Origin of the sequence: Rhodococcus sp. WS1 (genome assembly GCF_003797745.1) — a bacterium.
Taxonomy (GTDB): domain Bacteria; phylum Actinomycetota; class Actinomycetes; order Mycobacteriales; family Mycobacteriaceae; genus Rhodococcus_F; species Rhodococcus_F erythropolis.
The window spans coordinates 1,595,548-1,609,487 of record NZ_RKLZ01000002.1; the positions used below are offsets into that span (position 1 = coordinate 1,595,548).

General features: G+C 62.1%; 14 protein-coding genes. 9 read left to right on the forward strand and 5 right to left on the reverse strand.

The genetic code is table 11. The features are described 5' to 3' along the window. The first annotated feature begins 186 nt into the window (after positions 1-186). The gene (locus EEB12_RS20120) at positions 187-1,095 is read left to right on the forward strand and encodes a LysR family transcriptional regulator (RefSeq protein WP_141488381.1); all 909 of its coding nucleotides are present in this window, start codon (positions 187-189) and stop codon (positions 1,093-1,095) included. Between the two features lie 32 nt (positions 1,096-1,127). On the opposite strand, the gene EEB12_RS20125 is transcribed toward EEB12_RS20120, so the two are convergent. After that, positions 1,128-1,982 (reverse strand): AraC family transcriptional regulator, encoded by an 855-nt coding sequence (locus EEB12_RS20125; RefSeq protein WP_158510638.1) that lies wholly within the window; start codon positions 1,980-1,982, stop codon positions 1,128-1,130. A gap of 19 nt (positions 1,983-2,001) precedes the next feature. Then, positions 2,002-2,904: a siderophore-interacting protein gene (locus EEB12_RS20130; RefSeq protein ID WP_081051142.1), complete on the reverse strand. Its 903-nt coding sequence runs from the start codon at positions 2,902-2,904 to the stop codon at positions 2,002-2,004. 141 nt (positions 2,905-3,045) lie between these two features. Here EEB12_RS20130 and EEB12_RS20135 point away from each other — a divergent pair, with 141 nt between their 5' ends. From EEB12_RS20135 to EEB12_RS20150, 4 genes are read left to right on the forward strand one after another with little or no spacing between them, the layout of a single operon-like run. Next, a complete protein-coding gene (locus tag EEB12_RS20135; RefSeq protein WP_141488382.1) occupies positions 3,046-4,077 on the forward strand; it encodes a hypothetical protein in 1,032 nt (343 codons plus the stop codon). 5 nt (positions 4,078-4,082) lie between these two features. After that, the gene (locus tag EEB12_RS20140; protein WP_020970783.1) at positions 4,083-5,069 is read left to right on the forward strand and encodes a hypothetical protein; all 987 of its coding nucleotides are present in this window, start codon (positions 4,083-4,085) and stop codon (positions 5,067-5,069) included. 9 nt (positions 5,070-5,078) lie between these two features. Next, positions 5,079-6,368, forward strand: coding sequence for an adenylosuccinate synthetase (locus EEB12_RS20145; RefSeq protein WP_410055711.1), 1,290 nt, complete (start codon positions 5,079-5,081; stop codon positions 6,366-6,368). Beyond that, positions 6,365-7,015, forward strand: coding sequence for an NUDIX domain-containing protein (locus EEB12_RS20150; RefSeq protein WP_020909123.1), 651 nt, complete (start codon positions 6,365-6,367; stop codon positions 7,013-7,015). Before EEB12_RS20145 ends, EEB12_RS20150 begins: the two co-directional genes overlap by 4 nt. Before the next feature lie 6 nt (positions 7,016-7,021). On the opposite strand, the gene hppD is transcribed toward EEB12_RS20150, so the two are convergent. Next, positions 7,022-8,227 carry a 4-hydroxyphenylpyruvate dioxygenase gene (gene hppD, locus EEB12_RS20155; RefSeq protein ID WP_019745286.1) on the reverse strand — a complete coding sequence of 402 codons (1,206 nt, stop codon included), beginning with the start codon at positions 8,225-8,227 and terminating at the stop codon, positions 7,022-7,024. Positions 8,228-8,422: 195 nt separating this feature from the next. Between hppD and EEB12_RS20160 the strand changes: the two genes are divergently transcribed. After that, positions 8,423-8,935 (forward strand): Lrp/AsnC family transcriptional regulator, encoded by a 513-nt coding sequence (locus EEB12_RS20160; protein ID WP_003939810.1) that lies wholly within the window; start codon positions 8,423-8,425, stop codon positions 8,933-8,935. On the opposite strand, the gene EEB12_RS20165 is transcribed toward EEB12_RS20160, so the two are convergent. Further along, positions 8,923-10,467 carry an MFS transporter gene (locus tag EEB12_RS20165; protein WP_019745285.1) on the reverse strand — a complete coding sequence of 515 codons (1,545 nt, stop codon included), beginning with the start codon at positions 10,465-10,467 and terminating at the stop codon, positions 8,923-8,925. The genes EEB12_RS20160 and EEB12_RS20165 overlap by 13 nt on opposite strands. Positions 10,468-10,523: 56 nt before the next feature. Here EEB12_RS20165 and EEB12_RS20170 point away from each other — a divergent pair, with 56 nt between their 5' ends. Further along, positions 10,524-11,174: a TetR/AcrR family transcriptional regulator gene (locus EEB12_RS20170; RefSeq protein WP_020970779.1), complete on the forward strand. Its 651-nt coding sequence runs from the start codon at positions 10,524-10,526 to the stop codon at positions 11,172-11,174. Between the two features lie 4 nt (positions 11,175-11,178). Here EEB12_RS20170 and EEB12_RS20175 read toward each other — a convergent pair whose 3' ends face one another. Beyond that, a complete protein-coding gene (locus tag EEB12_RS20175) occupies positions 11,179-12,279 on the reverse strand; it encodes an adenylate/guanylate cyclase domain-containing protein (protein WP_020970778.1) in 1,101 nt (366 codons plus the stop codon). A gap of 206 nt (positions 12,280-12,485) precedes the next feature. Between EEB12_RS20175 and EEB12_RS20180 the strand changes: the two genes are divergently transcribed. Together EEB12_RS20180 and EEB12_RS20185 are read left to right on the forward strand one after the other, a co-directional pair. Continuing rightward, positions 12,486-13,205: a DUF6319 family protein gene (locus EEB12_RS20180; RefSeq protein WP_141488384.1), complete on the forward strand. Its 720-nt coding sequence runs from the start codon at positions 12,486-12,488 to the stop codon at positions 13,203-13,205. Positions 13,206-13,279: 74 nt separating this feature from the next. Beyond that, positions 13,280-13,936 (forward strand): S1 family peptidase, encoded by a 657-nt coding sequence (locus EEB12_RS20185; RefSeq protein WP_007732621.1) that lies wholly within the window; start codon positions 13,280-13,282, stop codon positions 13,934-13,936. Positions 13,937-13,940: the final 4 nt, after the last annotated feature.

The following is a 13,940-nucleotide window of genomic DNA, read 5'->3' on the forward strand; positions in this document are numbered from 1 at the left end:
CATCTCCTGGTTTCGCAGATTCGGCGGGCTGTCCGGATCTGCGACAACTGTGACCTGGCGAGGCATTCGCTGTACATGTAGATCTTCGTTCGAGAATTGCCAGTTTGCTTAACTCCGCTGTTCAGATACCGTGATGGTCGTCACTTTAAGTCGGTCGGCGGGTCGAAAACAACCGAATGGACGGTAATGAAGAAGGCGAGAAGAGGCGAAGATCTGAATCTGCGTTTGGTGTCCTCGTTGCTCGTCGTCGTAGCGGAAGGGCACTTCGGGCGAGCGGCAGACCGGCTGTTCGTCACCACGCCCGCCCTCAGTCAGCAGATTCGTCGACTCGAGGAGCAGGTGGGAGTCGAGTTGGTCGATCGCAGTTCGCATCCGGTGGTGCTCACCGCCGCGGGTGAGGTGTTCGTCGCGGATGCGCGGCCCGCTCTCGAGTTTGCCGTTCGCGCGATGAACGGTCTCGACGCACTCGAGCGTCGGCGGGCCAGGCGGTTGCGGATCGGATTCATCAACGGGGCTGCCGGGAGTTTGGGGCGTGCGGTGATCGATTCGTTGCATGCGGAGGTGGAGCTCGTCCAGTTGGATTGGTCCCAACAGGTTTCCGCGGTGGCGAGCGCGACCGTCGACGCGGCATTCGTGCGACCGCCACTGCCGGTGCTCGACGGTGTGGTGCTCGAACGGATAGGCGTCGAACCGCGGGTGGTGGCTCTGCCTCGAGGGCACCAACTGGCGGGTCGCGCGAGCATCGAGATTTCTGAAATAGATGGGACTGTGCAGGTTTCGAGTGACGGCGCACCACCCGAATGGGTGAAATGGTGGTCGGTGGACCCGCGCCCGAGTGGTGTACCCGTCCGGTACGGTCCCTCGGTCCGCACGATGGACGAAGCACTCGAGGTTGTCGCCAACGGTCGGGCGGTGGTGATAACGGCAGCAACCATTGCCGAGTACTACACCCGCTCGGATATCAGTTTCGTGCGCATTTCCGACATCGAGCAGTGTTCGATCGATCTGTGTACCCGCGAGGGCGACAGCAGTCCGGCAGTGATCGAGCTACGCAAAGCTGTTGCGGCCCAGGGTGCCGGGAGGACCACAAGCTGACGGGAAGGCTGGGTGCCGGAAAGGCCGGGTGATCAGCGAAACCGTTCGCGGTACTGGACCGGGCTGCACTGCCACCGGGACCGGAACCTGCGCGCTGCGTGGCCGGGGTCATGCCATCCAACGGCGCGTGCGGCCCCAGCAACGCTGAGTTCCGTTGTGCGCAACAGGGATGCGAGACGCTCGACGCGCAAAGTTTGGAGATAGGACATCGGGCTGGAGCCGGTGTCGGCAACGAACACGCGGCTCAATTGTGAAGGCGAGAGCGCTACCTCGGCGGCCAGCGAACTCAGAGTCCACGGATGATCGAGGGAATTGTTCATCAACTCGACAGCCTGCTCGACCGTCGCACGGTAACCGCGTTGTTCACTGTGGCTTACCGTGGCGGAGACGAGAGGCTCGAGCACGGAGAACGCTGCGAATAGAAGGGCATATTGCTCGAAAACCCCAGTCCCGAGATCTCGGGATCGGCCCGTCCCTGCTGCGAGTTCGTCAAAAAGTTCGGCCAGTTGTGGGGTGCGGTCGTCGACATCGAGGGTCAGAACGGGCCGAGGGGCGCGCGGCTCCGGTGACACCGCGGCGCCCCAGCCCGGGACTCTCGTGATCCATGACAACTCGTCGGCGAACAGAGTCGGATCCAGAAACACATTGGTAGTCAGCAGGCGGTTCGATTCGAGGCTGTGGCGCGAGCCGGGAGCGAGGATCAGTAGGTGACCCGAACGTATGTCCGTCACGTCGTCGGCACTGCGCTGGACCGCTCGGCCATCTCGAACGAGAGCCAATTCCACGGCGTCGTGGCTGTGTACATCCACGTCGTGGTCGAGGCGAAGATGCGCGGCGTGTACTCGCGGACCGGCGCACTCCGCGGCGTTCGTCGATTTGACGCGCACCACTGCCTCCCCTCACGCTTCACGGCTTCGTCGGTAGGTACTCCACATCGTCGACTGTCAGTTCGTCGAGTTCCTGAGGCGTCAGGTTCCGTCCGTCGGCGACCGCCGCATGCATGCGGGCGAACACGTCGTCGGCCACCTCGTCGGCGTCGGCTTTGCGTTTCCAGTACCCAACGATATGCGAGTTCATCGGGGAGTAGCCAATGTCCCGGCGGAGCAGGTGCCGGACTCCACGGAGGGCACCAGCCTCTCCTGCCGCCCAGACGTAGTCGGGCTGATGTGCCGACAACGCTTGACGGAGTTCCTCGATCATCGAGTCCTCGTCAGAGCCGCGGATCCACCGGGCGCGCCCGTCTGCGGCGGACTCCAGTGGAATTTCATCGTCCGCGGTATCGGCAGTCAGAAGCGCGATCGCCTCTTGATCGGCGGTCAGAGATTCCAAGATCGTCATAATTGCGGGGAGAGCGGAAGCGTCGCCGAGCAACACCAGAGAATGCGCCAGCTCTGGGAGTGGTTGGTTCCCTCCGGCATTGGTCAGTCCGACGACGTCGCCGGGAACGGTGTTCGTGACCCACCTGCCGGCCGGCCCGTCGCTGTGGACGACGAAATCGATGTCGACCTCGCACAGCTCCGGGCGATGCGCGCGGATCGTGTACGTCCGCACTATCGGCTTGGGTGCGTCGTCGGCGTACTCGAAACCGCGAGCTCCGACGGTCGGAATCGTTAGTTCTCGGGCGGCTGCGGCCTCGTCGGCGTCATCGGGCAGAAAGATCTTCACCTTCGGAGCAATGCCTTGGCAGTCGTAGTCGCCGAGTTCGCCGAACGTCACTCGGACGAAATGAGGTCCTATCTCTCGTTTCCTTGTGACGACAGCGCGATAGGTGGTGAATCGGGTGCGGATTGCCGTTGCCGTGTCTTGCATGAAGTGCTCCTTGAAAGCAATTGAAGTTAGGTATACCTATCTTCAGGCGAACTGGATCTCGGTGGTGAGGACGTAACGCGCATGTACTCGGATGAAATACGCATTCTTGCCGTCTTCGTTTTAGTCAGTTAGACTAAAACCATGAAAACGATCAGCACGGCACTTGAAATCGTCGAGGCAGCACGAGTTTCGGCCGATGTGTTCGGGGGAGACTCCAGCGATCTCGACACCCGTCGCGCTGCGAAGCGTCGTTTTCATCGGCTCGCCTCCGCCATTCATCCGGACCGGGCGAAGCCCGAAGATCGGGTGCGATACTCGGCCGCAACATCTCGGTTGAACGAGCTTTACCGCAGTTGGGCAGCGGAGTTCGAGCCGGCAGATTCTCGACCCGTTTATGTCGGCGAGCGGGGCGAGTACGCGTTGGGTGGACTGGTAGCGCGCGGCTCGGTCGCTAACCTGTACCGGTCCGATGCCGGTGTCGTACTGAAGATTCCGCGAAACCCTCGGGCGAACTCGATGATCGAGGCTGAACGGAACGTGTTGACGGACATCGAGAATTCGTGCGAAGCCGGTTGGGCAGTCTCGTACTTCCCGCGATTGATCGATCAAATCACCCATGTGGGCAGCGGCACGAGACGTCAGATCGATGTGTTGGACGATCTGACCGAAGGTTTCGTGAGTCTCGCCGAGGTCCGTGAGGCGTATCCAGGTGGCCTCGATCCACGGGACTGGGCGTGGATGCACCGACGGCTACTTCGTGCTCTGGCAGCAGCGCATGCGACTGGTTGGGTGCACACCGCGATTACCGCGGAGAACGTGCTGATCGAGCCTGATCGGCACGGGGTGGTGCTGGTCGGCTGGTCCTTTGCCACCCGTACGGGCAGCCGCCCGGTGGCGACGATCGGTTCCGATCGTGATTCGTACCCACCGGAACTCGGCGAAGGAGCGTCTCCGGCCTGGGACGTGTACATGGCTCATCATTTGATGCTCCGAATGCTGGGCGAGCAGACCCACGAACGGATGAAGGCGTTTGCCGACGGCTGCATGCAGGACAACCCGAGATTGCGTCCCGACGCGGTCGACCTACTTGGCGAGTTCGACGAACTCCTCGATCTTCTCTATGGCCAGCGGACATTTCGTCCGTTCGCCGTTCCATCCACGAAAGGACAGTGATTGTCATGGGCTACGGATACTGGGACGACAACACCTATTTGGCGGGCAAGACTTTTCGTGCCGCACGCGGTGTCGACGATTTCGGTTACACCGATTCGCTTCGGTCGCGTCCGCGAAGCAGTTGGAAAGCGGACCCGACCCTCGACCCCTTCGGCGTCGACAAGCGTGAATGCCGAGACTCGGACGGGCACCCCGATTCTCTCCCGATAGCAGTGCTTTTCGATGTCACCGGCTCGATGGGCGCTGTTCCTCGAATCATGCAGGACAAGCTCGGAAAGCTGCACGGACTGCTGCAACGCAAGGGATATGCGGATGATCCGCAGATTCTGTTCGGTGGTATCGGCGACGCCGATTCCGATCAGGTGCCACTACAAGTCGGCCAGTTCGAGTCGGGAAACGCGATGGACGAGCAGCTTCGGACCATCTTCCTCGAGGGTAACGGTGGTGGTCAGAAGTCGGAAAGCTATGAATTGGCAGCATATTTCATGGCACGTCACACCAGTACGGATGCCTGGGAGAAGCGCGGAAGGAAAGGCTACCTCTTCATCATCGGTGACGAGCTGAACAAGCCGCGGCTCTCGGCTCGTCACATCCGTTCGGTGATCGGGGACAAGGTACGTCAGGACGTGTCGGTGCCGTCGATCTACCGTGAACTCGAAGAAAGATGGAACGTCTACTTCGTTCTGCCCGATCAGTCGTCGTACTTCAACGATCCGGAAATCGCGGATCACTGGAAGACGTTGCTCGGTGAACGCTTCGTCAAACTCGACGATCCCGCCGCGGTGTGCGAACTGATCGCGCTGACGGTCGGAATCGGCGAGGACCGCATCGACCTGCGTGACGGACTGGCGGATCTCCGCGACATCGGTTCAAGAGCTGAAGCCGAGACTGTCGGCAAGGCTCTCGCCCTGATTCCAGGGCGCAGCACCGCGACGGTGGCCGGTTTGCCGCGCGATCTCGGAACCGGCACGGACGATGTCGATTTCGCCTAGAAGGAGAACATGATGGAGCCGTTCGAAGACCGCGATATCGTCGTCGTAGACCTCGGGTTCGGAGATGCAGGGAAGGGAGCAACCGTCGATTGGCTTTGCTCCGATCGAGCCGATCTGAATGTGGCCGCAGTGGTCCGCTTCAACGGTGGGGCACAGGCAGCGCACAACGTGACGGTCGGCGAGCGCCACCACACGTTTTCGCAGTTCGGCTCGGGAACGCTGTCCGGCGTCCCGACGTTTCTCTCGAGATTCGTGTTGGTCGAACCCATCGTGCTCGCACGGGAAGCACGTGCACTGGAAGCGCTCGGAGTTCGAAATCCGTTCGACCTGATACGGATCGACGCGCGCGCATTGTTGACGACGCCGATCCACGTGGCCGCCAACAGGGCCCGTGAGGATGCTCGCGGCGATAACCGACACGGCTCGTGTGGCAAGGGGATCGGCGAGACCGCGGCGTATGCGCTCGAAGTTGCCGATGCGCCGACGGTGGGAGACTGCCGGCGACCGGAGTCCTTGCGTCGTAAGTTGTCGGCGTTGGCCACATTCTACGGACCGTTGATCGCGGAGAGTCGCCACGGTTTTCCGCCGATCGACGACATGGTCGACATGTACGCCGAATTCGGTGCCGTCGTGGACATCTCCGACCCGGATGCGCTGGGCGCGTTGGGTGCCGGTGGTCGTCTGGTGTTCGAGGGGGCACAAGGTGTCCTTCTCGACGAGTGGCGGGGGTTTCACCCGCACACCACGTGGTCGACGGTCGAGCCGTCCAACGCGCGAGCGATGATCGACGAGTTGGGCCGGGACAGTTACGTACTCGGCGTCACCCGCACCTACATGACACGACACGGAGCTGGGCCGTTCCCGACGGAGGATCCGGAGCTGGCGAAGGTGTTGCCCGAGCTGCACAACGGGACGGGTGAGTATCAAGGCGGATTCCGGACGGGCCACCTCGACGAGTTGTTGTTGCACTACGCAATCGAGGTGAGTGGTGGCGTCGACGGCTTAGCGCTTACTCATCTCGATGCGATGGATCGCGCGCGGGCTGCAGGCATCCCGATCCACGGGGTGCACGCGTACGAAGGATTGCCGTTCGTTCCCGCCGGAGAGTGGAAGGATCTCGATCACCAGCAGGCGCTGACAGATTCCCTGAAAGCCGTAGGGGTCGTGCCGAAGGAACTTCCGGCCGACCCGGAGGATTTCGCCCGGTATCTGAGCGAGGAAATGGGTGCGCCGGTAGTGCTGACCGCGAACGGTGCCGACCGGGTCGATCGTCAGGTGCGATGCCCAGTGCCTGCATGATGGACGGTGTGGACCAGTCACTTGTCTCGATCGATGTCATCGCGCTCCGGTTCGGCAATCCGGAACCCGGGATGTTGCGATTTGCCGTCACTCCGCGGCAAGCGGAGCCGTACACCGGGCAGTTGGCGCTGCCCGGTGTACTGCTGGGCGCCGGTGAGCGGTTGCAGGACGCCGCCAGGCGAGCCGTGACCACCAAGCTCGGAATTCCCGACGAGAAGATCCTCGTCAGCGGTCAATTGACCGTGTTCGACGAACCCAATCGAGACCCCCGCGGTCCGACGCTCTCGGTGACCATGTGGGCAGTGATCTCGTCGGACGAGGTGCCGGGTTCGGCCGAATGGGTGAGCTGGGACAACCCGGGGGACCTTGCGTTCGACCACAATCGGATAGTCGCCGATACCCGCCCGATCCTTGCTGACACCCTGTTGTGGCGAGATCAGGCATTCACGCGGGCATTACTGGGTCCGTCGTTTCCGGCGTCGTACGCGCTGGCCGTGGCGGAGGAGCTTTCCGGTGTGCGTCCGGACCCGGGCAACTTGAACCGGACGCTCAAAGCGTTGCCAGGGCTGGAACGTACGGACGAACGAGTCCGGGTCAGTGCCACCGGGCGACCCGCGGTGGTCTGGGCGTGGACCGAAAACAGCTGACCTACCTTAGAAGTTGCCCCGCGCGGCCTGCTCACGCTCGATCGCTTCGAACAGGGCTTTGAAGTTTCCCAGCCCGAATCCCAGTGAGCCGTGGCGTTCGATGATCTCGAAGAACACGGTGGGACGATCTCCGATCGGCTTGGTGAAGATCTGAAGAAGATAGCCGTCTTCGTCGCGGTCGACGAGGATGCCTCGCTTCTGCAATTCCTCGATCGGAACTCGAACCTCTCCGATACGCGCGCGCAGTTCGGGATCCTCGTAATACGAAGCAGGAGTAGAGAGAAACTCGATTCCTTCGTCGACCAGAGCGTCGACTGCTCCGAGGATGTCGTTGGTCGCAAGTGCGAGATGCTGAGCGCCGGGACCTTGGTAGAACTCGAGGTACTCGTCGATCTGTGACCGCTTCTTCGCGATGGCAGGTTCGTTGAGTGGGAACTTGACTCGGTGATTGCCGCTCGAGACGACCTTGCTCATCAGCGCGGAGTAGTCGGTGGCTATGTCGCCGCCCACGAACTCGGCCATGTTGGTGAATCCCATGACCCGGTTGTAGAAGTCGACCCACTGGTCCATCTTGCCGAGTTCGACATTGCCGACGACGTGGTCGAGGGCCTGGAAGATTCGCTTGGGCGCGCCGTCACGCTTGCGGTACGACGACGTCCGTTCAACGTATCCGGGAAGGTAAGGGCCGGTGTAGCGGGAACGGTCGACGAGGGTGTGCCGAGTCTCGCCGTACGTCGCGATGCTGGCCAGGCGAACGGTGCCGTGCTCGTCGGTGATGTCGTGCGGTTCGCTCAACACCGTCGCGCCTTGGGTGATGGCGTGTGCGATGCACTTGTCCACGTCAGGGACGCTGAGCGCGATGTCGCGGATACCGTCGCCGTGACGGCTGTGATGTTCGATCAGCGGACTTGCCGGATCCACAGCGCCCTTGACGACAAACCGCACCGCCCCACTCTTGAGTACAAACGCGTGGTGGTCGCGGTTTCCCGTCGACGGGCCTGAATAGGCCACCAATTCCATGCCGAACGCGGACTGGAAGAAATGTGAAGTCTGCGTGGCATTTCCGACGATCCATTCGAGGCCGTCCCAACCGCTCACGGGGAAGGGATCGTGATCGCTGTCGTACTCGACCAAGCCGACCAACTGGCGCAATTGCTCCAGATCCAGGCCGGCCAGCTGTTCGTCGTCGGTGAGAGTCTGTTCGACGGTCATGATGAGTCCCCTCTGAGTGCGATGTACACAGCGCGGTGCTCGAGTTATGTTCGGCACTGCCAGTACAAACAGATAAGTCCTTCAGAGGTTGGGTAGTCAACGGAGGTAGTTGAAAGTAGACACAGCGCCGGAATGCGAAGATGGTGGCACTGTTTTGTAGGCAATTTGCATAGTTGAACGACGAGTGGAGCAGACGTGAATCTCGACGCAGTGGATCTGGCTCTGTTGGACGCGATGAACAAGCACCCGAGGGCCGGTGCGTTGGAGCTTTCGCGTCAGGTCAAGGTGGCGCGGGCGACAGTGCAGGCGAGATTGAAAAGGATGGAAGATGCGGGCGTCATCGCCGGATACGCGCCACACATCAATTTGGCTGCAGCGGGTTTCGGAGTACAAGCATTCGTGACTTTGCAGATCGCCCAGGGGGCGCTCGACACCGTCACCGCGGAACTCGAGGCAATCCCCGGTGTGCTCGAAGCCTTTGCCACCACAGGCTCCGGCGACGTGCTGTGCCGGATTGCCGCTGCGTCGCACGAGGATTTGCAAGCGACGCTGCTCGAACTGAATCGGTCGGGGATAGCCACCCGGTCGACCAGCGTCATGGTTCTCTCGGTTGTGGTGCCGCTCCGGTCGATGCCCTTACTGCAGACTCTGCAATCGGAGCAGACGACCAAGGCCCCGGCATACCGACGAGGCGGTCAGTCTCGCTGACGACCCGGAGCCCAGAATCCCAGAACGATCGCGGATACCCACATGATCGCGGCGAGCGTGAGTGCTCCTTGATCCATGCCTTTGATGAAGGCTTCACGGGCGAATTCGGCCAACTGGGCACCCTGCGGCCCGGCTGCTTCGGCGACATGGAGAGCGGCGGCCAGAGAACCGGATACCGGTTCCTTGGCGGGTTCGGGCAGCAAGTCGACCGCGGGCTGGACGTGATTGCCATAGCCGGCGGCGAGGATACTTCCCGCCAGTGCAACGCCGATGGCAGAGCCGATCTCACGGGTTGCGTCGTTGACTGCTGAGGCAACACCCTGTTTGGAGTCTGGTGCGTTGGAGACGATCGCAGCAGTGGCGGGGGTTGTCGACAAGCCCAATCCGATAGCGGCTACTACCAAGGGGACACAGACTTCGGCATAGGTCGAACTGGCGTCCAAGCGCGTCAAAAGCGCAATTCCGGTTCCGAGGAAGGCAACACCGGTGGCGGTGAGAGCGCGAAGGCCGATACGCGGAATCAGTAGGGGCGCAACCACGGACAACGCCATCACCGGCACAGCGATCGGCATGAGGGCGAGCGCCGATTGCAGTGGGGAGTAGTCGAGCACCAGTTGGAGATACTGCACGATCAGGAAGAACAAGCCGAAAGTCGCCAGGAATTGCAGGGTCAGTGACGCTGCGCCGCTGCCGAATGCGCGATTGGCGAACAGTCTCACGTCCAGAAGTGGATGGCGAGTACGTAATTCGACCCAGCTGAATACCGCGGCCATGGCAATTCCGCCGACCAGCAACGCGAGAACTACCGGATCGAGCCAACCACGGGCCGGCGCCTCGATCATCCCCAGGACGAACAGTCCGATCGAGCCGGCGATCAGCGCTGTACCAGGTAGATCGAGTGGAGTTGCCTCCGTGTCCTTCGACGTCACGATCGTGAACGACACCACGAGGATGAGGACCGAGACGACGGCCAGGCTGACGAAAATCGAATGCCAGGACCATTTTTCGAGGAGTAGCCCGGAGACGACGAGTCCGGCGATTGCACCGGACCCTGCGACGCCGGACCAGACTCCGACGGCACGGGCACGCTGCGCCGGCGGGAAACCTGCAGTGAGTAGAGACAGCGTCGCCGGCATGACAAATGCGGCGCCGACGCCGGAGATCACGCGGGAGACGATGATCCACGACGGTTCGTCCGCGAAGACCGGAATCGACGAGCCGGCAGCAAAAACGAGTAGTCCGAACATGAGCAGTTCTCGTCGACCGTATCGATCGCCGAGTGCGCCCGCCGGCAACAAGAGACAAGCCAGCGTGAGCGTGTACCCGTCCACGATCCACGTGAGCTGGCTCTGTGTTGCACCGGTATCGCGGGCCAAGTCGGGAAGGGCCGTGTTGAGAGCTGCCATCGCTGCGACGACCAGCGCGACGGCGCAGCACGCGACCGTCAGCATCCAGATCTGTCGGATGGTCCACGTGGACTGTTCGAGCGTCGTATCGCTACTCACGAAACCTCCCGATAGAAACAAGACCATCAGTATCGTTACAAGAACAGTAGTTCCACAACCCCCAAGTGGGTATAACTGAGGTTGTGACGGCGGGAATCGACAAGCAGGAAATCGACAAGCAGGTCAGCGACGAGGATCCGCGTAAACAGCGTTCCAGGTCCAGGTTGCTCGACGCGGCGACCAAGCTGCTGGCAGAAGGCGGCGTGGACGCGGTGACGATCGATGCTGTCACCAAATTGGCCAACGTCGCACGTGCGACGCTGTATCGGCATTTCGACAGCGGCACGGAGTTACTCGCCGCGGCATTTGCTCGCCTCTTACCGCCGGTGCCCGAGATGTCCGGGGAAGGTGACCTCCGCGCGCAATTGCTCGAGTTGTTGACCAGTCAGGCCAAGGCCATCGAAAGCGCACCGATCCAGGTGACGGCGATGTGCTGGCTCGGCTTGGGGCCGGAGCTGAAGGGCTACTCGAGCGTCGACGCGCTGTCGACGGACAAGCCCGAATTGCGATCGTTGCGCCAGACGGTCTTCGAGCAGTACCGTCACGCGTTCGATCGGATCCTGCGCTCGCCGGATGCGATCGAAGCGTTGGGGGAGTACGACTACGACGTCGCACTTGCTCAGTTGGTCGGACCTTTGGTGCTCACCAAGCTGGCCACGCTGACGCCTCTCGGGGAGGCCGCGTGTGAGCAGATCGTGGACGATTTTCTGGCTGCACGCGGAGTGTCGAACTGACAGCTCACGGCTCCAGATTGCGTCGTAGCACGTACTGCTCGAGGCGGTCGATGCCGCGCACTCGTCGTGGACGAAGGTGTCGCAGTTTGAAATTGGCGTCCGAGCCGAGCTGGGTGGCCAGCTCGGAGTCGATCAGCACGGTGCCTGGGCGAGCGGAGCTGGTCAGGCGCGCGGCCTTGTTGACCACCGAACCGTAGAGATCTCCGAAGCGAACCAACGTCGGACCCATGGCCAGACCTACCCGAAGCTGTGGATCGTCGTGATCGGCGAGGACCGCCTGCTGGATCTGCAAGGCGATCTCGGCGGCGTGATGAGGACTCTCGGCGGCAAACATGACCTCGTCACCGACGGTCTTGACCACCCAGCCGTAGTTGCGTCCGATGATTTCGGTGGACGCGGACTCGAACCGCTCGAGCAGATCGTTGAGTTCGGCGGAGTCGAGTCCGCGAGTCAGCGAGGTGTACCCGACGATGTCGGCGAAACCCACGACCAGAACACGACTCGCGACTTCTTCGCCCGGGTTTCCCACGTTGCGGCCCGTCGACGACGCGACGTGACGCTTCCATACGTACGTCTGCAGAGATTCGACAGCGGGAATGATCTCGGCGCCGAGGCTCAGGACGACATTTCTGATGGCGTCGGGTTCGTGATCCACCGAGTCCGCAAGCTGATCGATGATGTGTGTGCTGATCAGCGATACCTGCCACTCCGCCAACCTCGACATCGACTGTCCGAGAGAACGGGCAGCTGCCACCTCACTGTTCTGCGAGATGACTCCTCGATTGACCATGTCGGTGATGGTCTTGAGGGCGTCGGCGTCTTGCTGCGTGAACATGACCGCGTCGGGATCCTCGTCGACGGCAAAGCCCATCGCCACCCACAGACGATCGGCGCGCTCGCGTGTCACCCCGGCGAAATCCGCGATCTGCGACTGTGTGAAGCAGCGCGGTCCGCCGAGGAGGGACTCCTCGATGTCGGCTTGAATCCGGCTGAGCAGATGAGCATCGACGTCGATCGGCTCAGCAGCGTGAGATTCAGCAGCGTTAGATTCAGCAGGGGCGGGTTCGGTGACCTCGTCGATCCACTCTGACTCCGAACTGCTCACCGTGCTCCTTCTTGCCGCAACGAATTTCTGTCCACCATCTTCCACGCGGTGCCCCGAGAACAGTACTGAATTGGCCGAACCGGCTACGGATCCTCGCGCCCAGGCGGGCGGTGAGAGTCAACACGTCGGTGGCTTGTGCAAGAGTTGCCCCGAGAAAAGCACTGTCGATACTGAAATGCACGAGATACTTCTGAAAGGACCTGCGCATGCCACCCCGTAGACGTTCCGGCGCTGCCGCATCAACGCCGGATCACCTCACTGCGGACAATCTGGCAGCGCTCGCCACGGCTGTCGCCGAAGGCAAGCGCGCCACCGTCTATCTGCGCGAGGCGACTCCCAGCCTGGGGATCGAAGCCGGTACCTCGGCGAAAGTCGTGTCGGTGGACGGCAACACCGTGATGATCCGCCCCAAGGGCGTGAACGACGAATTGCCTTTCGAGGCAGAAGAATTGCGCATCAACCGCGTCTCCGCGGCGCCGGCCAGACCGGCGCCACGGCCCAAACCAGGTGTGGAGTCCGAGCCCCTGATGGAGCCACTCGTAGAGCCTGTTCGACCGAAGCCGCGTGCGCAGCCTGCACCCGCTCCGGTACCGACTACCACTGCTGCCCCTGCCGCGACACCTCGTCCGGCCGTCAAGCGTGCGAAGAAACTGCCGGCCGGAATCAGCGTCACCATCCATGCGGGCGCGGACAACGACTGGAGCGTGACGGTCACACAGGGCGCCAAGCGTCCGGGCAAAGCAGTTCCGGTCGCACCCGATGCGGTCGAGCGAGCTGTCCGCGAGTTGGGTGAGCCCACCGCCATCGAGGCTGTCGAGTCCATCATCGTCGCTGCACGGGACATGGCTGCAGCGCGAGTCGACGAGTTGAGTCGTCAGCTCGAGGAGGCACGCAAGATGCTCGAAGCGCTCGGAGCTACCGACTAGAAACGCTGCGTAGGTCCGCACTTTCCGGGGTATGCGTTTTTTGCAGCGGGGAGATTACCGGCGGAGAGATTGTGATGTTGCAGCGAATTGTTTCGGCTCTGGCAGCGTTGGTCTTGGCACTCGGACTCGGGTTCATCGTCAGCAGCAACGCGGTTGCTGCACCCACGCCCATGGGTGGTGGTTCGGGCATCATCATCGACAATCAGCTGGTCTGCACGTTGACCACTATCGGGCACGACAACGGCGGCAGACTCGTGGGTATCACCGCAGGTCACTGCGGTGGTCCTGGATCGTTCGTGATCCCGGAAAGCAACGAGGACGCAGGCGTGGTCGGCACGTTCGTCGAGTCGAACCCGGACCTGGACTACGGGGTCATCCAGTTCGATCCGGGCAAGGTCACACCAGTTCGAACGGTGGGCGCGGCAACCATCACCTCGATCGGCGCTCCGGCCAGCTTCCCGGCTACAGCCTGCAAGGAAGGTCGTACGACGGGCACCACCTGCGGCGTCGTCTGGGGAGACCTGAGCGCCGACGCATCCACCTGGACTCAGATCTGCGTCGACCACGGTGATTCGGGGGCCCCGGTCACGGTCGGCACGACGCTGGTCGCGATGGTCAACGCCTACCTCTGGGTACCGTGCCTGGGGCCGGAACTCGGCACCAACATGACCTCCATCGTGGACACGATCAATGCCCACGGAGGCGTCGGCGCCGGGTACCGGCCCATCTAGCTGC

Excerpts from the sequence above, each read along its gene's own strand:
- EEB12_RS20120 (WP_141488381.1), top strand. The coding sequence starts at position 187 with ATGAAGAAGGCGAGAAGAGGCGAAGATCTGAATCTGCGTTTGGTGTCC.
- EEB12_RS20130 (WP_081051142.1), bottom strand. The coding sequence starts at position 2,904 with ATGCAAGACACGGCAACGGCAATCCGCACCCGATTCACCACCTATCGC.
- EEB12_RS20135 (WP_141488382.1), top strand. The coding sequence starts at position 3,046 with ATGAAAACGATCAGCACGGCACTTGAAATCGTCGAGGCAGCACGAGTT.
- EEB12_RS20140 (WP_020970783.1), top strand. The coding sequence starts at position 4,083 with ATGGGCTACGGATACTGGGACGACAACACCTATTTGGCGGGCAAGACT.
- EEB12_RS20145 (WP_410055711.1), top strand. The coding sequence starts at position 5,079 with ATGATGGAGCCGTTCGAAGACCGCGATATCGTCGTCGTAGACCTCGGG.
- EEB12_RS20150 (WP_020909123.1), top strand. The coding sequence starts at position 6,365 with ATGATGGACGGTGTGGACCAGTCACTTGTCTCGATCGATGTCATCGCG.
- hppD (WP_019745286.1), bottom strand. The coding sequence starts at position 8,227 with ATGACCGTCGAACAGACTCTCACCGACGACGAACAGCTGGCCGGCCTG.
- EEB12_RS20165 (WP_019745285.1), bottom strand. The coding sequence starts at position 10,467 with ATGGTCTTGTTTCTATCGGGAGGTTTCGTGAGTAGCGATACGACGCTC.
- EEB12_RS20180 (WP_141488384.1), top strand. The coding sequence starts at position 12,486 with ATGCCACCCCGTAGACGTTCCGGCGCTGCCGCATCAACGCCGGATCAC.
- EEB12_RS20185 (WP_007732621.1), top strand. The coding sequence starts at position 13,280 with ATGTTGCAGCGAATTGTTTCGGCTCTGGCAGCGTTGGTCTTGGCACTC.